We start from the raw sequence: 17762 nt of genomic DNA on the forward strand, positions 1-17762 counted from the left end.
GTCCCGGCTCGCTCCCTGTGTCGCTGCCGGTACGGTGATCTAGGCTCGGTCCATGAGCCAAGACACCGTGCGTACGCCCACAGCGATTGATGCGATCGCGGAAGACTGGGTCGACACCCTCGTCGACCTCGATCCCACGATCGGCACCTACATCGGCCGCATCGTGGGCGCCGACCGGTATGGCGACTACTCCCCGGCGGGCCTGGAACGGCACCGCCTCGCGTCTCTCGCAACGATCAGGCGCCTCGATGCCGCTGTCGTCGTCGACGCGGTCGACGAGGTCACCCGCGCGGATCTGCGCAGCGAACTCGCCCTCGGCGTCGAGAGCGCCGATGCGGGCCTGCCGCTTCGGGACCTGAACAATCTCGCCTCGCCCGCGCAGGACATCCGCGCGGCCTTCGACCTGATGCCGACGGAAACCGTCGAGGACTGGCGCACCATCTCCACGCGGCTCGGCGCCGTGCCCGAGGCCGTCGCGGGTTACATCGAGACCCTGCGCCTCGGCATCCGCGAAGGCATCATGCCCGCGAAGCGCCAGGTGCGCGAGGTCGCAGTTCAGGCACGCCGGCACGCGGCGAAGACGGGCTTCTTCGCCACGCTCGCCGCGGAGGCGAGTCCCGTGACGGGCAGCCTGCCCGCGAGTCTCGCGACCGACCTCGGGTCCGGCGCCCGCGCCGCCGCCGCCGCATACTCCGCGCTGGCCGCATTCCTCGGCGACGAGCTCGAACGGTCCGCGCCAGAGGCGGATGCGGTCGGCCGGGAGATCTATGCGCTCCAGTCCCGCCGGTTCCTCGGGGCCGCTGTCGATCTCGACGAAACCTACGAGTGGGGGATCGAGGAACTCGCCAGGATGGTCGCGGAGCAGGAGGGCATCGCCAGGCAGATTCTCCCGGGAGCGAGCGCGCAGGAGGCCATCGCCCACCTCGACGCCGACCAGAGCCGCACCCTGCACGGCACGGCGGCCTTGCAACGCTGGATGCAGGAGACGAGCGACCGCGCCGTCGCCGAACTGTCGGTGAGTCACTTCGACATCCCCCAGGAGATCCGCGCGCTCGAGTGCCTGATCGCCCCGACGCAGGACGGCGGCGTGTACTACACCGGGCCGAGCGACGACTTCTCCAGGCCGGGCCGGATGTGGTGGTCGGTTCCGGCAGGCGTCACCGAGTTCTCCACCTGGCGCGAACTGTCGACCGTCTATCACGAGGGTGTTCCTGGCCACCACCTGCAGATCGGACAGGCGGTGCATAACCGCGGCATCCTGAACACCTGGCGTCGCCAGCTCGCGGGCACGTCAGGGCACGCAGAGGGCTGGGCGCTCTACGCCGAACGCCTGATGAGCGAGCTCGGCTACCTCGACGACCCGGCCGACCGTCTCGGCATGCTCGACGGCCAGCGGATGCGCGCCGCCCGCGTCGTGATCGACATCGGCGTGCACCTCGGCAAGACCCTGCCGGATGGAAGCGGCGTCTGGACGGCCGAGCATGCCTTCGACTTCTTCCGCCGCAATGCCAACGTCGACGAGAGCACGGTGCAGTTCGAAGTCAACCGGTACCTCGGCTGGCCGGGACAGGCGCCCTCGTACAAAATCGGCCAGCGCATCTGGGAGGAACTCCGCGACGCCAGCACGGCCAGGGAGGGTGCGGCGTTCTCGATCAAGGACTTCCACAGGCGAGCCCTCGACCTCGGCGGCGTCGGCCTCGACACCCTCCGCGCGGCGCTGCTGTCCTGACGTCTCTCCGCGTACACGACGTGACAAGCGGATGTTGCCGGTGGCCCCTGCAAACAGCTAAGCTTGACTGTCACGTTTGTGACGAACTATCCGCTGCCATGCGCGGAGTCCACAATCCCCACCCGTTCGCGTATGGCCCGACTTATGTCCATCCTGGAGCAACTACTACATGACAATCGCAACGACCGATAGGGCACCTAAGCAGGTCGCCATCAACGACATTGGATCTGCTGAAGACTTTCTTGCCGCGGTCGAAAAGACTCTGAAATTCTTCAACGACGGAGACCTCATCGAGGGCACCGTTGTGAAGATCGACCGCGACGAGGTCCTCCTCGACGTGGGTTACAAGACCGAGGGCGTCATTCCCTCCCGCGAACTTTCCATCAAGCACGACGTTGACCCTTCCGAGGTTGTCAAGGTCGGCGACCTGGTCGAGGCCCTTGTTCTCCAGAAGGAAGACAAAGAAGGCCGCCTCATCCTCTCGAAGAAGCGCGCCCAGTACGAACGTGCGTGGGGCGACGTCGAGAAGATCAAGGAATCCGATGGCGTTGTCACCGGTTCGGTCATCGAGGTCGTCAAGGGCGGGCTCATCGTCGACATCGGCCTCCGTGGCTTCCTGCCGGCCTCGCTCATCGAGCTTCGCCGCGTTCGCGACCTGACCCCGTACCTGGGCCAGGAGATCGAAGCGAAGATCCTCGAGCTCGACAAGAACCGCAACAACGTTGTGCTGTCCCGTCGTGCCCTGCTCGAGCAGACGCAGTCCGAGAGCCGCACCACGTTCCTCAACAACCTCCAGAAGGGACAGGTCCGCAAGGGCGTCGTCTCCTCGATCGTCAACTTCGGTGCGTTCGTCGACCTCGGTGGCGTTGACGGCCTGGTTCACGTCTCCGAACTCAGCTGGAAGCACATCGAGCACGCCAGCGAGGTCGTCGAGGTTGGCCAGGAAGTCACCGTCGAGATCCTCGAGGTCGACCTCGAGCGCGAGCGCGTGTCGCTGTCGCTCAAGGCCACCCAGGAAGACCCGTGGCAGGTCTTCGCCCGCACCCACGCCATCGGCCAGGTTGCACCGGGCAAGGTCACCAAGCTCGTCCCCTTCGGCGCGTTCGTTCGCGTTGCAGAGGGCATCGAGGGCCTGGTCCACATCAGCGAACTCTCCGGCAAGCACGTCGAGCTCGCCGAGCAGGTCGTTTCGGTCGGCGACGAGGTCTTCGTCAAGGTCATCGACATCGACCTCGAGCGTCGCCGCATCTCGCTGAGCCTCAAGCAGGCCAACGAGGGTGTCGACCCCGAGGGCACCGAGTTCGACCCGGCGCTCTACGGAATGCTCACCGAGTACGACGACCAGGGCAACTACAAGTACCCCGAGGGCTTCGACCCGGAGACCAACGAGTGGCGCGAAGGCTTCGAAAACCAGCGCGAGAAGTGGGAGCAGGACTACGCTGCAGCCCAGGCTCGCTGGGAAGCCCACAAGAAGCAGGTCGCGTCCGCGAACGACGAGATCATCGCCGTCGGCGACGTTCCCTCTGCAGCTGGCAACTCGTTCTCGAGCGAGACGGCCGGAGCCGGAACGCTTGCTGACGACGAGGCACTCGCCGCACTGCGCGAGAAGCTCAGCAGCAACAACTAGCACGCAGCTCCACCGCAACACCAGAACCGGCCGGACCCTTCGGGGCCCGGCCGGTTTTCTGCGCCCTGGCCACATCGGTAGCATTGCCGGGGTGTACCTCATTGGACTGACCGGCGGGATCGCATCCGGCAAGAGCACCGTTGCGAGCGCCCTCACGGAACACGGGGCCGTCGTCATCGATGCGGATCGCCTCGCCCGCGAGGTCGTCGAACCGGGCAGCCCCGTCCTGGCGGCGATCGCGGCGGAGTTCGGCACCGCTCTCGTCGGACCGGACGGTGCGCTGGACCGGCCCAGACTCGGCGCGATCGTCTTCGGCGACCCGGCGGCCCTGGCGAGGCTCAACGCGATCGTGCACCCCGCAGTGCGGTCGCTCACGAACGCACGCATTCGTGCAGCCGGGCTCGCGAATCCCTCGGCGGTGGTCGTCTACGACGTACCCCTTCTGGTCGAGGCGGCCGTCGAGCATCCGTTCGACCTCGTCGTCGTCACCCAGGCGACTCCGGAGACCCGGATGCAACGGATGGTCGACCTGCGCCGGATGAGCCAGGAGGACGCGGCCATGCGCATCCGCGCCCAGGCCGATGATGCCGAACGGCTTGCGATCGCCGACGTCGTGATCGACACCGATGGCACCCTGGAACACACCCTGCGACAGGTCGACGCGCTCTGGGAACGCGTGCGGAGCGCCGGAAACTCTGCCGGCACCGAGAGTGTCGGTGGTCGAATCTAGACTGGAGGGATGGAACCCACGCGATCCGTACATCCCTTTGAGGTCGTGAGCGAATACACGCCGAGCGGCGACCAGCCGACCGCGATCAAAGAACTCGCCGAACGCATCAACGCCGGTGAAACCGACATCGTGCTCCTCGGAGCCACCGGAACCGGCAAGTCCGCGACGACCGCCTGGCTGATCGAACAGGTGCAGCGCCCGACGCTCGTGCTCGCGCACAACAAGACCCTCGCAGCCCAGCTCGTGAACGAGTTCCGCGAGCTGATGCCGAACAACGCCATCGAGTACTTCGTGTCGTACTACGACTACTACCAGCCGGAGGCGTACGTCCCGCAGACGGACACCTTCATCGAGAAGGACTCCTCGATCAACGCCGAGGTCGAGCGGCTCAGGCACTCCACCACGAACTCGCTCCTGAGCCGCCGGGACGTCGTCGTCGTCTCCACCGTGTCCTGCATCTACGGCCTCGGCACACCCGAGGGATACATGGAGGCCATGATCGCCCTCCAGGTGGGCCAGAAGGTCGACCGTGACTGGCTGATCCGCAAGTTCGTTGCGATGCAGTACCAGCGCAACGACGTCGACTTTTCCAGGGGCCACTTCCGGGTGCGCGGCGACACCATCGAGATCATCCCGATGTACGAGGAACTCGCGATCCGGATCGAGATGTTCGGCGATGAGATCGAGGCGCTCTACAGTCTGCACCCGCTCACCGGTGACATCGTCCGCAAGCTCGAATCCGTGTCCGTTTTCCCCGGCTCGCACTACGTCGCGAGCACCGAGACCATGCAGCGGGCCATCGTCACCATCCAGGAAGAACTCGCCGAACGGCTCGGCCAGCTCGAACGGGAAGGCAAACTGCTCGAGGCGCAGCGACTTCGGATGCGCACGACCTTCGACCTCGAGATGATGGAACAGATCGGCTTCTGCTCCGGCATCGAGAACTACTCCCGGCACATCGACCAGCGGTCACCGGGGGAGGCGCCGCACTGTCTCCTCGACTACTTCCCCGACGACTTCCTGATGGTCATCGACGAATCCCATGTCACCGTCCCGCAGATCGGGGCGATGTACGAGGGGGACTCGTCCCGCAAACGCACGCTCGTCGAGCATGGCTTCCGGCTCCCGAGCGCCCTCGACAACCGGCCGCTCAAGTTCAACGAATTCAAGGACAGGGTCGGCCAGACCGTGTACCTGTCCGCCACGCCCGGGAAATACGAGATGGGCATCGCAGACGGCATCGTCGAACAGATCATCCGCCCGACCGGGCTCATCGACCCGCAGATCATCGTCAAGCCGTCCAAGGGACAGATCGACGACCTCCTCGAGGAGATCCACAAGCGCGTCGCACTCAACGAGCGGGTACTCGTCACGACCCTCACCAAGAAGATGGCCGAGGAACTCACGGACTTCCTCACCGAGGCCGGCGTCCGGGTGCGCTACCTGCACTCCGACGTCGACACCCTGCGCCGGGTCGAGCTCCTCACCGAGCTCCGCGCGGGCGTGTACGACGTCCTCGTCGGCATCAATCTCCTCCGGGAGGGCCTCGACCTGCCCGAGGTGTCGCTCGTCGCAATCCTCGACGCCGACAAGGAAGGGTTCCTGCGCTCCGCAACCTCCCTCATCCAGACGATCGGCCGGGCCGCCCGGAACGTCTCCGGCGAGGTGCACATGTACGCCGACCGGCTGACCGCCTCGATGGAACGCGCGATCGACGAGACCGACCGCCGCCGCGAAAAGCAGGTCGCCTACAACACCCTGCACGGCATCGACCCCACTCCGCTCCGCAAACGGATCGCCGACATCACCGACATCCTCGCACGGGAAGAGGCCGACACCGCCGAGCTCCTCGCCGGTCGCGACGCCCGGCGCAAGGTCGCGGCGACCCCGCTCCGCACCGGCATCGCCGCGAACGGAGCCAACGACCTCGAGTCGATCATCGCCGACCTCAGTGGCCAGATGCTCGAGGCCGCGGGCGAGCTCAAGTTCGAACTCGCTGCCCGGCTCCGGGACGAGGTCTCCGAACTCAAACGCGAACTCCGCCAGATGGAGAAGGCCGGGCACATCTGATCAACAACCGCCCAACGTCGCGGTCGGAATTCGAACGTTTGTTCGCTCAGGGCGTGCGTCCGGGGCGCAGGAGTGTCGGTGGCACTCAATAGACTCGAACGGTGTCAATTTCCAAGGTAACGTCCGGGTCCAAGCTCAGTGTCCGCGGTGCGCGTGTGCACAACCTGCACAACGTCGATTTGGAGATCCCCAGGGATTCCCTGGTCGTCTTCACGGGACTGTCCGGTTCGGGCAAGTCCTCACTCGCGTTCGACACCATCTTCGCGGAGGGGCAACGCCGCTACGTCGAGTCGCTCTCCGCGTACGCACGCCAGTTCCTCGGCCAGGTCGACCGGCCGGACGTCGACTTCATTGAGGGGCTCAGCCCCGCCGTCTCGATCGACCAGAAGTCGACCAACCGCAACCCGCGGTCGACGGTCGGCACGATCACCGAGGTCTACGACTACATGCGCCTGCTCTGGGCGCGCATCGGAGTGCCGCACTGCGCCGTCTGCGGCGAGGTCATCCAGGCCCAGACCGTTCAGCAGATCGCCGACCAGCTCATGGAACTTCCGCAGGGCACCCGATACCAGATCCTGAGCCCGGTCGTCTCCCAGAAGAAGGGCGAGTTCGTCGACCTGTTCAAGGAGCTCGCCGCCGGCGGCTACTCCCGCGCCATGGTCGACGGCACCCAGATCCAGCTCAGCGAACCGCCGACGCTCAAGAAGCAGCTCAAGCACGACATCTCCGTGGTCGTCGACCGCCTCGTCGCGGCGCCGGAACTCCTCAGCCGCCTGACCGACTCCCTCGAGACCGCGCTCAAACTCACCGACGGCATCGTCCAGATCAACTACGTCGACGGGGAGGGTGACGCGGCGTGGCAGAGCTACTCCGAGAAGCTCTCCTGCCCGAACAACCACCCCGTGCAGCTCACCGAGATCGAACCGCGCACCTTCTCCTTCAACGCGCCCTTCGGCGCCTGCCCCGAGTGCTCCGGCCTCGGCACGCGAATGTCCGTCGACCAGGATCTCCTTCTCGGCGACCCTGAGCTCAGCATCGCGGAGGGCGTCGTGCTGCCCTGGACCACCCAGGGCAAGGGACTCTTCCAGTACTACGAGAAGCTGCTCGACGGCCTCGCGCACGACCTCGACTTCTCACTCGACACCCCCTGGGGCGAACTCACGCCCGACGTGCAGAATGCCGTGCTCCGCGGCGACAACTTCGAGGTCCGCGTGAAGTGGAAGAACCGCTACGGCCGTGAGATGAGCTACACCTCCGGCTTCGAAGGCGTCGTGCCGTACATCGAACGCCAGTACCTGCAGGCGGAGTCCGACACCCAGCGGGCCCGCTGGGGCGAGTACCTCCGCGAGATCGACTGCCCGGTCTGCTCGGGCACCCGGCTCAAGCCCGAGGTCCTCGCCGTGCTGATCCACGGCTCCAGCATCGCGGATGTCTGCAACCTGAGCCTCGCGGACGCCCGGTCGTTCATGGACCTGCTCGAACTGACCGACCGTGAGGCCATGATCGCGGCCCAGGTCCTCCGCGAGATCAAGGCGCGGCTGGACTTCCTGATCCGGGTCGGCCTCAACTACCTGAACCTGGCCCGCGCAGCCGCGAGCCTCTCCGGCGGAGAGGCCCAGCGCATCCGTCTGGCCACGCAGATCGGCTCCGGGTTGACCGGGGTGCTCTACGTGCTCGACGAGCCGAGCATCGGCCTGCACCAGCGGGACAACCGGCGACTCATCGAGACCCTCGTCGCCCTCCGCGACCTCGGCAACACCCTCATCGTCGTCGAACACGACGAGGACACCATCAAGATGGCCGACTGGATCGTCGACATCGGTCCCGGCGCCGGCGTGAACGGCGGCCACGTCGTGCACTCCGGCTCCTACGCGAGCCTCCTGGAGAACCGGGAGTCGCTCACGGGAGACTACCTCGCCGGCCGCAAGTCGATAGAGACGCCGGAGACGCGCAGGCCGATCGACCCTGACCGCCAGATCAACGTGATCGGGGCGGAGGCGAACAACCTCAAGAAGGTCTCCGTGACGTTCCCGCTCGGCACCTTCACCGCCGTCACCGGCGTGAGCGGCTCCGGAAAGTCCTCCCTCGTCAACGACATCCTCTACCGGGTGCTCGCCAACCGGCTGAACGGCGCCCGCAAGCTCCCCGGCAAGCACACCAGGGTCACCGGGCTCGAGCAGCTGGACAAGGTCATCCACGTCGACCAGGCCCCGATCGGCCGCACCCCTCGGTCCAACCCGGCGACGTACACGGGCGTGTTCGACAAGATCCGCACCCTCTTCTCGGAGACGATCGAGGCGAAGGCGCGGGGCTACCTGCCCGGCCGGTTCAGCTTCAACGTCAAGGGCGGCCGCTGCGAAGCCTGCTCCGGCGACGGCACGATCAAGATCGAGATGAACTTCCTGCCCGACGTCTATGTCGCGTGCGAGGTCTGCGGGGGAGCGCGGTACAACCGCGACACCCTCACCGTTCACTACAAGGGCAAGAACATCGCCGAGGTCCTCGACATGCCGATCAGCGAGGCTGCGGAATTCTTCGAGCCGATCTCGGCGATCCACCGCTTCCTGAAGACCCTCGTCGAGGTCGGACTCGGCTATGTGCGCCTCGGCCAGAGCGCCACGACGCTCTCCGGAGGTGAGGCGCAGCGCGTCAAGCTCGCCACCGAACTCCAGCGTCGCTCGAACGGCCGCAGCGTCTACGTGCTCGACGAACCCACGACCGGGCTGCACTTCGAAGACGTGCGCAAGCTCCTGCTGGTGCTCAACAGTCTCGTCGACAAGGGCAACACCGTGATCGTGATCGAGCACAACCTCGACGTGATCAAATCGGCCGACTGGGTGATCGACCTCGGGCCGGAGGGCGGGTCCGGCGGCGGGCGCGTGCTCGCGACCGGAACACCGGAGCACATCGCGACCGTCAAGAAGAGCCACACGGGCACCTTCCTCAAAGAGATCCTGGCGGCGCGCTAAAATTCTGTTCGGCCGGTTTCTGTCCGGCGCGGGGAAGTACCAGGAGAGTTCATGTCGGACGCGTTGAGCTATCGGCCGAAGGCGGGGGAGATCCCCACGGTCCCTGGCGTGTACCGCTTTCGCGACGAGACCGGGCGGGTGCTCTACGTCGGCAAGGCCAAGAACCTGCGCGCCCGCCTCAGCAACTACTTCGCGCCGCTCAGCAGCCTGCACGAGCGCACCCGGCGCATGGTCACGACGGCCGCGTCCGTCGAGTGGACCACAGTCGGAACCGAGGTCGAGGCCCTCCAGCTCGAATGGACCTGGATCAACGAGTTCGACCCGCCGTTCAACGTGCAGTTCAAGGACGACAAGTCCTACCCGTACCTCGCCGTGACCCTCGCAGACGAGGCGCCGCGCGCCCTCGTCACCCGCACCACCGGCATCCGCGGCGCGCGTTATTTCGGCCCGTACCCCAAGGTCTGGGCCGTTCACGAGACGATCGACCTGATGCTCAAGGCCTTCCCGATCCGCACCTGCAACAACGCCAACTACAAACGCGCCATGCAATCGGGGAAACCGTGTTTCGCCGGCCAGATCGGCCGCTGCTTCGGCCCGTGCTCCCAGAAGGTCTCGATCGAGGAGCACCGCGTCATCGTCGACGAATTCGTGAGTTTCATGGCGAGCCAGGACCGCACCATGATCAACCGACTGACCAACGAGATGAAGGCCGCTGCCCTCGGCCAGCAGTACGAGCTCGCGGCCAAACGGCGGGACCAGGTCAAGGCGCTCACGAACGTGCTCGAGAAGAGTGCGGTCGTGCTGCGTGACAACGTCGACATCGACCTGTTCGCCGTCGAGGAGGACGAGCTCGCTGCGGCTGTGCAGCTGTTCATCGTGCGCGGCGGCCGGATCCGCGGTGTCCGCGGCTGGGTCGTCGACAAGGAGCTGGACCTGACAACAGGGGAGCTGATCGATTCCCTGCTGCAGACCGCATACTCCAGGGACGCCGTGCCGCCGCGGGAGGTCGTCGTCCCGTTGCTTCCTGACGACTCCGCAGCGCTCGAAGAATGGCTCGGCGGCATCGCCGGGCGCAAGGTGCACCTCGTGGCCGCCCAGCGCGGCGAGAAGGCCGCTCTGCTCGCGACGGCCACCCAGAACGCACGGCAGGCACTGATGCTCTACAAGACCCGCCGCAGCTCCGACTTCGTCGCACGCTCCAAGGCGCTCGAGGACATCCAGGAGGCGCTCGGTATGGACTCGGCGCCGCTCCGAATGGAGTGTTATGACGTCTCGCACCTGAGCGGCACGAACATCGTCGCCTCGATGGTGGTCTTCGAAGACGGGCTTCCACGCACGGACGAATACCGGCGCTTCAGCATCCCGGAGTCCACAGACGACACCGACTCGATCTACCGCACCCTGACCAGGCGCCTCGCCTACCTCGTGCCAGACGACGGCCCTGCAACGGATGCCGGCACGGAGCCCGCACCGGATCCCGCGGGTGCGTCGCCGGACTCGCCGGCCAGACGCAAGAAGTTCCGGTACCAGCCGAACCTCCTGATCGTCGACGGCGGCCAGCCGCAGGTCGCTGCGGCGGCCAGGGCGCTTCGCGAATCCGGGGTCACCGGCATCCAGCTGTGCGGCATCGCCAAGCGCCTCGAGGAGATCTGGCTGCCGGACTCGGACTATCCCGTCATCCTGCCGCGCAACAGCGACGCACTCTTCCTCATCCAGCGGATCCGGGACGAGGCCCACCGCTTCGCGATCACCCACCAGCGCGCCCGCCGCAAACGCGACATCGCAACGGTCCTCGGCGAGATCGCCGGCCTCGGCCCGGCACGGGTCAAAGTGCTGTTGCAGCATTTCGGATCCGTCGCCCGGCTCAAAGAGGCCCCCATCGAGGCAATCGCGGAGGTCCGCGGCATCGGACCAGGCCTCGCGGCGACGATCCACCAGCACTTTCGCGCCTGAAACCGATCTCGGTCGGTAGGCTGGACTGACAGGCCCACCACCGACAGAAGGCGCACCCCCAGGATGACGGAGAACGACAAGCAGGAAATGCTTATCGTCACGGGAATGTCCGGGGCCGGGCGTTCGACAGTGGCCAACGCCCTCGAAGACCTCGGCTGGTACGTCGTCGACAACCTTCCGCCGCAAATGCTGCGCCCGCTCGTCGAACTCGCCGGCAAGGCGGGCACGAGCCTGCCCAAGATCGCCGCCGTCGTGGACATCCGCGGCCGTGACTTCTTCGCGGACTTCCAGGAGATCGTGCAGTCCCTCCGCAACGGCTCCCAGTTGCGCGTGATCTTTCTCGAGGCCAGGGACGACGTCCTCGTGCGGCGTTTCGAGTCCGTGCGCCGTCCGCATCCGCTGCAGGGCGACGGCACCATCCTCGATGGCATCGACGCCGAACGCACCCGGTTGCGCGCCGTCCGTGAATCGTGCGACATGGTCATCGACACGTCCGACCTCAACATCCACCAGCTCGCGACGACCATCAGCGAACGCTTCGCGGCCGAAGATGCCGCAGGCGTGCACGTCACGGTCATGAGTTTCGGCTTCAAGTACGGTCTTCCCACGGATGTCGACATGGTTGCCGATGTCCGTTTCCTGCCGAATCCGTTCTGGGTGCCCGAACTCCGCTCCCACACCGGACAGGACCCCGAAGTGCGGGACTACGTGCTGGCCCAGGAAGGCGCCCTGGACTTCATCGAGCACTACTCCCTGGCGCTCGCACCGGTGCTGGCGGGCTACCAGCGCGAGAACAAACGCCACGCCACCATCGCCATCGGCTGTACGGGCGGCAAGCATCGCTCGGTGGCGATGGCCCGCGAAATCGCTCGCCGGATCGGCGATCTGCCCGGAGTCGCGATAAGCCTCAAGAATCGCGACCTCGGCCGGGAGTAAGACCCCGCCCGGTGCGCCGCCCCGCGGGCTGCGCCGGGCAACACAGACCACAGACCGACCCATTTTGGGGTCAGTACGACAGAATGGACAAACGATTGGCACTCACGGCCGACGTCAAAGATGAACTTGCACGGGTTGACGTGTCGAAGACCACGGTGCGGGCGGCGGAGCTCGCGACGATCCTGCGATTCTCCGGCGGCCTGCACATGATCAACAGCCGGATCGCGATCGAATCCGAGCTCGACACCGCACTCCTCGCCCGCCGGGTGCGGAAGGACCTCGCCGAACTCTACGGCGTCCGCAGCGAAGTCTCCGTGATTTCGGCATCCGGCCTGCGCCGCACCAGCCACTTCCTGGTGCGCGTGCTCGATGGGGGAGAAACCCTGGCCAGACAGACCGGCCTGCTCGACGCCCGGCGACGCCCCATCCGAGGTCTGCCGAACCGGCTGACCACGGGGTCCAAGGAAGAGATCGCCGCCGTCTGGCGCGGTGCGTTCCTCGCGAACGGCTCCCTCACCGATCCCGGTCGCTCGGCGGCCCTCGAAGTGACCTGCCCGGGCAACGAGGCCGCGATGGCCCTCGTCGGTACGGCCGGTCGACTCGGCGTCGTCGCCAAGGCCCGTGAGGTGCGGGGCGTGCACCGGGTCGTGATCCGCGACGGCGACGCCATCGGCGCCATGCTCGTGCACATGGGTGCGGCGGAGACCGTGCTCAACTGGGAAGCGCTCCGACAGCGCCGTGAGGTGCGCGCAACGGCCAACCGCCTCGTCAATTTCGACGACGCCAACCTCCGCCGCAGCGCGCAGGCCGCCGTTGCGGCGTGCGCCCGCGTGCAGCGCGCGATGGAAATCCTCGGCAGCGATATTCCGGAACACCTCCGTTACGCAGGCGAGTTGCGCCTCTCGTTCCGCGACTCCAGCCTCGACGAACTGGGCCACCACGCCGATCCGCCCATGACGAAGGACGCCGTCGCCGGACGCATCCGCCGCTTGCTCGCCATGGCGGACAAAAAGGCCGTCGACCTCGGGATCCCCGGAACCGATGCGAACCTTCCGGCTGACCTCGACGATGTTTGAGGCCCCCTCGTCAGCGGGGCACCCTGACCTGAGTAGACTTGAAACGTCGCTTACACACTCGTGGCGGAGTACTTCGCGCCAACTCGACAGAGGAGATATGAATGGCTGAATACACTTTGCCCGCTCTCGCCTATGACTACTCGGCGCTCGCGCCGAGCATCAGCGGCACCATCATGGAACTTCACCACAGCAAGCATCACCAGGCCTACGTGACCGGCGCGAACACCGCCCTCGCGCAGCTTGCGGAAGCTCGCGACTCCGGCCAGCTGGCCAACGTCAACAAGCTTGAAAAAGACCTCGCCTTCAACCTCGGCGGTCACGTCAACCACTCCATCTTCTGGACCAACCTCTCCCCGGACGGCGGCGACAAGCCCACAGGCGAGCTTGCGAGCGCCATCGAGGACTACTTCGGTTCCTTCGACAAGTTCCAGGCGCACTTCACGGCGGCAGCCCTCGGTGTGCAGGGATCCGGCTGGGCGGTGCTCGCCTGGGATTCGATCGGGCAGCGCCTGATCATCCAGCAGTTCTTCGACCAGCAGTCGAACTTCGCAGCCGGCACGATTCCGGTGCTCATGCTCGACGTCTGGGAGCACGCGTACTACCTCGACTACCGCAACGTGCGTGCGGACTACGTGAAGGCATTCTGGAACATCGTCAACTGGGCGAACGTCCAGGACCGATTCACGATCGCTCGCGAAAAGACCAACGGGCTTCTGCTGCTCTCATAGCGCAGCCGTAGGACGGGCCCCGTGAGGGGCCCGTCCCCCGTGTATTTCACCCACAAGAAACCGCGCTTCGGCGCACAAGATTAGGAGACATTCGTGTCTGTAAAGATCGGTATTAATGGCTTTGGCCGCATTGGCCGCAATTATCTTCGCGCCGCCCTGGCGCAGGGCAGCGACATCGAGATCGTCGCCGTCAACGACCTGACCGACACGAAGACGTTGGCCCACCTTCTTAAATATGACTCCATCACCGGACGCCTGAACGCCACCGTTTCCGTCGAGGGCGACTCCATCCTCGTCAACGGCAAGCCGATTAAGGTTCTCGCCGAGCGCGACCCGGCCAACCTTCCCTGGGGCGCCCTGGGCGTCGACATCGTCATCGAGTCCACCGGCCGCTTCACCAAGGCAGAGGATGCGCGCAAGCACATCACCGCAGGCGCCAAGAAGGTCATCGTTTCCGCTCCCGCCTCAGGCGACGCAGCGACGATCGTCATGGGTGTCAACGAGCAGGACTACGACCCGGCCAAGTTCGACATCATCTCCAACGCGTCCTGCACCACGAACTGCCTCGCGCCCTTGGCCAAGGTCTTCAACGACAACTTCGGCATCAAGTCCGGCCTGATGACGACGATCCACGCGTACACCGCCGACCAGAACCTCCAGGACGGCCCGCACTCCGACCTGCGTCGCGCCCGCGCCGCGGCCATCAACATCATCCCGACCTCGACCGGTGCGGCCAAGGCCCTCGGCATCGTCCTCCCCGAGCTCAAGGGCAAGCTTGACGGCTTCGCACTGCGCGTTCCGGTTCCCACCGGTTCCATCACCGACCTCACCGTCATCGCGGAGCGCCCCGTCACGATCGAAGCGATCAAGGCCGCCTACAAGGCTGCTGCGGAGTCCGGTCCCCTCAAGGGCATCCTGATGTACACGGAAGACGAGATCGTCTCCAGCGACATCGTGACGGACCCGCACTCCTCGATCTTCGACGCCGGCCTGCTGCGCGTCATCGGCGACCAGGTCAAGCTGTCGTCCTGGTACGACAACGAGTGGGGCTACTCCAACCGCATGGTTGACCTCACCGCGCTCGTCGCCAAGAGCCTGTAGCAGGGGCCCGCAGTGACGCTTCGTACAATCGAATCGCTGGGGCTGCTCACCGGAAAACGCGTCATCGTCCGCTGTGACCTGAACGTGCCGTTGAAAGACGGCGAGATCACGGACGATGGTCGCGTTCGCGCGTCCCTCCCGACCATCAAGGCGCTGCTCGAACAGGGCGCCCGCGTGGTCATCGTCTCCCACCTCGGACGGCCGAAGGGTGCACCGGAAGAGAAGTACAGCCTCGCGCCCGTCGCAGTGCGCCTTGCGCAACTGCTCGGACACGACGTCGCCTTCGCGACCGACACCGTCGGTGACGCCGCAAAGGCCGCCGTCGGCGCGCTGTCCAATGGCGACGTCGTCGTGCTCGAAAACCTCCGGTTCAACCCGGGGGAGACGAGCAAGGTCGACGCAGAGCGGGTCGCCTTCGCGACCGAGCTCGCCGCCCTCGGCGACGTCCTCGTGTCTGACGGCTTCGGCGTCGTTCACCGCAAGCAGGCAAGCGTGTACGACCTGGCAGCAATCCTGCCGAGCGCTGCCGGCCTGCTGATCGCTGCCGAGCTCGACGTGCTCGACCGTCTCACCGAAAAGCCGGAGGCGCCGTACACGGTCGTCCTCGGCGGCTCCAAGGTCTCGGACAAGCTCGGCGTGATCGGTCACCTCCTGCCGCGGGTCAACTCGCTGCTCATCGGTGGCGGAATGCTCTTCACCTTCCTCGCAGCTCAGGGCCACAAGGTGGGCGCAAGCCTGCTCGAGGCCGACCAGATCGAAACCGTTCGCGGTTACCTGGTCGAGGCCGAGCGCCTGGGCGTGAAGATCGTCCTGCCGACGGATGTCGTCGTCGCCTCCAAATTCGGAGCTGACGCCGAGCACGTGGTCACCGCTGCCGACTCGATTGAGGACACCGCATTCGGTGCCACCGGTCTGGGCCTCGACATCGGACCGGACACGGCCGCGGCATTCGCCGCGATCATCCGCGCATCGAAGACGGTGTTCTGGAACGGGCCCATGGGCGTGTTCGAGCTCGCACCGTTTGCTGAGGGCACCCGTGTGGTGGCCGCAGCACTCACAGAGGTTGACGGTCTCAGCGTCGTAGGAGGTGGCGATTCCGCCGCCGCCGTGCGCACGCTCGGATTCACGGACGACCAGTTCGGTCACATTTCTACCGGTGGCGGCGCGAGCCTTGAGTTCCTCGAAGGCAAGCGTCTCCCAGGACTGGAGGTCCTCGGATGGCAGTAAACACTCAGCGCACCCCGCTGATTGCAGGCAATTGGAAGATGAACCTGGATCACCTCCAGGCCATCGCGTTCGTGCAGAAGCTCGCCTGGAACCTCAAGGACGCCAAGCACGACTTCGCGGCCGTCGAGGTTGCGGTGTTCCCGCCGTTCACCGACCTTCGCTCCGTGCAGACGCTCGTGTCAGCCGACAAGCTGCCCGTCGTCTTCGGCGCGCAGGATGTCTCGGCTCACGATTCCGGCGCCTTCACGGGTGAGATCTCCGGCGCGTTCCTCGCTCAGCTCGAGTGCACGTACGTGCTCATCGGGCACTCCGAGCGTCGCACGTTGCACGGGGAGAACGACGAGGAGGTGGCCGCGAAGGTCACCGCCGCCGTCAAGCACGGACTCGTTCCGATCATCTGCGTCGGCGAGACCGCCGCGGACCTGGAACTGCACGGTCCGAGCGCCGTCCCTGTCGCCCAGCTGCGCACCGCACTGTCGGGCATCGACAGCGCGGCTGACATCGTAGTGGCATACGAGCCCGTGTGGGCCATCGGCTCCGGCCAGGCGGCAACGCCTGAGCAGGCCGAACAGGTCGCAGCCCAGCTGCGCCTGGTCCTCAGCGAGACCCTCGGACAGGATGTGGCCGACAAGACCCGCATCCTCTACGGCGGTTCCGTGAAGGGCGTCAACATCGCGGGCTACATGCGCGAACCCAACGTCGACGGAGCGCTCGTCGGCGGGGCAAGCCTGGATATCGACGAGTTCTCGAGCATCGTCCGATTCCAGAAGCACGTGGGCGTCTAGCCCGAAGTTCCACCTGATATCACCGCTCCAGCCCGCCACCCTGACCAGGGGAGGCGGGCTGGTTCGTCAGTCAGGCTATGATGATCACTGATCCCGGTGGAGAAACTCCACCATTCTGAAAGGTTTCGCGTGCAGATTCTCCAGGTCGTGTTGCAGGTTGTCCTCGGACTGACGAGCCTCCTGCTCACCATGCTCATCCTCCTGCACAAGGGCCGTGGTGGTGGCCTCTCCGATATGTTCGGTGGCGGCGTCACCTCGAACCTCGGCGCCTCCGGCGTTGCGGAACGAAACCTCAATCGCATCACCGTGATCCTCGCCGTCCTCTGGATCGCGTGCATCGTCGTCCTGGGCCTCATCACCAAGTTCGACACGGCACTGTAACTCCCTCACACCCCCTTCGCTTTTCCCACACCCGTGGCCGTGCGGCCACAAGCACAATCGCCTTTCATGGAGGAACACAATGGCATCTGGTGGCAGCGCAATTCGTGGATCCAGGGTCGGAGCCGGCCCCATGGGGGAGCAGGACCGCGGTTTCCAGGCGGACCGGATCCGCGTCTCCTACTGGGACGCTCTCGGCAACGAGACCGTCCGCTACTTCGCGGCGAACCTGCCCGATGATGAAATCCCCGAGACGATCGACTGCCCGTCCTCTGGGCTTCCGGCCGGCCGCGACAAGGAGAACCCGCCGTCCGTCGTGAAGCTCGAACCGTACAAGACGCACCTCGCCTACGTGAAGGAGCGCCGCACGGAAGAGGAAGCGGACTCGCTTCTCGAGGAAGCCCTTCTGCAGCTGCGGATTCGCCGCGGGAAGCTCTCCGCCACCAACTAGCT

The 17762-nt window shown here is 65.8% G+C and carries 14 protein-coding genes; all 14 read left to right on the plus strand.

The annotated features are described in order from the left end of the window. Nucleotides 1-52: 52 nt before the first annotated feature. The 14 genes from E3O50_RS06730 (at nt 53) to E3O50_RS06795 (ending at nt 17760) form a co-directional block, all read left to right on the plus strand. The gene (locus E3O50_RS06730; protein ID WP_134560122.1) at nt 53-1729 is read left to right on the plus strand and encodes a DUF885 domain-containing protein; all 1677 of its coding nucleotides are present in this window, start codon (nt 53-55) and stop codon (nt 1727-1729) included. A gap of 169 nt (nt 1730-1898) precedes the next feature. Next, nucleotides 1899-3356, plus strand: a complete 1458-nt coding sequence (gene rpsA, locus E3O50_RS06735) for a 30S ribosomal protein S1 (protein ID WP_134448701.1) — start codon at nt 1899-1901, stop codon at nt 3354-3356. A gap of 91 nt (nt 3357-3447) precedes the next feature. Beyond that, nucleotides 3448-4086 carry a dephospho-CoA kinase gene (gene coaE / locus E3O50_RS06740; RefSeq protein ID WP_134448700.1) on the plus strand — a complete coding sequence of 213 codons (639 nt, stop codon included), beginning with the start codon at nt 3448-3450 and terminating at the stop codon, nt 4084-4086. 9 nt (nt 4087-4095) lie between these two features. Continuing rightward, the gene (gene uvrB, locus E3O50_RS06745) at nt 4096-6156 is read left to right on the plus strand and encodes an excinuclease ABC subunit UvrB (RefSeq protein ID WP_134448699.1); all 2061 of its coding nucleotides are present in this window, start codon (nt 4096-4098) and stop codon (nt 6154-6156) included. A gap of 101 nt (nt 6157-6257) precedes the next feature. Next, a complete protein-coding gene (uvrA, locus tag E3O50_RS06750) occupies nt 6258-9125 on the plus strand; it encodes an excinuclease ABC subunit UvrA (RefSeq protein WP_134448698.1) in 2868 nt (955 codons plus the stop codon). A 51-nt stretch (nt 9126-9176) separates the two neighbouring features. Then, nucleotides 9177-11078 carry an excinuclease ABC subunit UvrC gene (uvrC, locus tag E3O50_RS06755; protein ID WP_134448697.1) on the plus strand — a complete coding sequence of 634 codons (1902 nt, stop codon included), beginning with the start codon at nt 9177-9179 and terminating at the stop codon, nt 11076-11078. Between the two features lie 63 nt (nt 11079-11141). Then, a complete protein-coding gene (gene rapZ, locus E3O50_RS06760; RefSeq protein WP_134448696.1) occupies nt 11142-12014 on the plus strand; it encodes an RNase adapter RapZ in 873 nt (290 codons plus the stop codon). 95 nt (nt 12015-12109) lie between these two features. Continuing rightward, on the plus strand, nt 12110-13090 hold the full coding sequence (gene whiA / locus E3O50_RS06765; RefSeq protein WP_134448754.1) for a DNA-binding protein WhiA: 981 nt from the start codon (nt 12110-12112) through the stop codon (nt 13088-13090). Between the two features lie 101 nt (nt 13091-13191). Next, a complete protein-coding gene (locus E3O50_RS06770; protein ID WP_134560124.1) occupies nt 13192-13818 on the plus strand; it encodes a superoxide dismutase in 627 nt (208 codons plus the stop codon). 93 nt (nt 13819-13911) lie between these two features. Beyond that, entirely contained in the window at nt 13912-14919 is a 1008-nt protein-coding gene (gap, locus tag E3O50_RS06775; RefSeq protein WP_134448694.1) for a type I glyceraldehyde-3-phosphate dehydrogenase, read from the plus strand. A gap of 12 nt (nt 14920-14931) precedes the next feature. Continuing rightward, nucleotides 14932-16146 carry a phosphoglycerate kinase gene (locus E3O50_RS06780; RefSeq protein ID WP_134448693.1) on the plus strand — a complete coding sequence of 405 codons (1215 nt, stop codon included), beginning with the start codon at nt 14932-14934 and terminating at the stop codon, nt 16144-16146. Continuing rightward, complete coding sequence (gene tpiA / locus E3O50_RS06785) at nt 16137-16931, plus strand: triose-phosphate isomerase (protein ID WP_134448692.1); 795 nt, start codon at nt 16137-16139, stop codon at nt 16929-16931. Before E3O50_RS06780 ends, tpiA begins: the two co-directional genes overlap by 10 nt. A gap of 129 nt (nt 16932-17060) precedes the next feature. Continuing rightward, entirely contained in the window at nt 17061-17312 is a 252-nt protein-coding gene (gene secG, locus E3O50_RS06790; protein WP_134448691.1) for a preprotein translocase subunit SecG, read from the plus strand. A gap of 79 nt (nt 17313-17391) precedes the next feature. Continuing rightward, the gene (locus tag E3O50_RS06795; protein ID WP_134560126.1) at nt 17392-17760 is read left to right on the plus strand and encodes an RNA polymerase-binding protein RbpA; all 369 of its coding nucleotides are present in this window, start codon (nt 17392-17394) and stop codon (nt 17758-17760) included. The last annotated feature ends 2 nt before the right edge of the window (nt 17761-17762 follow it).

It is taken from the genome of Cryobacterium sp. MDB1-18-1 (assembly GCF_004402735.1).
In the GTDB taxonomy this organism is placed as follows: Bacteria; Actinomycetota; Actinomycetes; order Actinomycetales; family Microbacteriaceae; genus Cryobacterium; species Cryobacterium glucosi.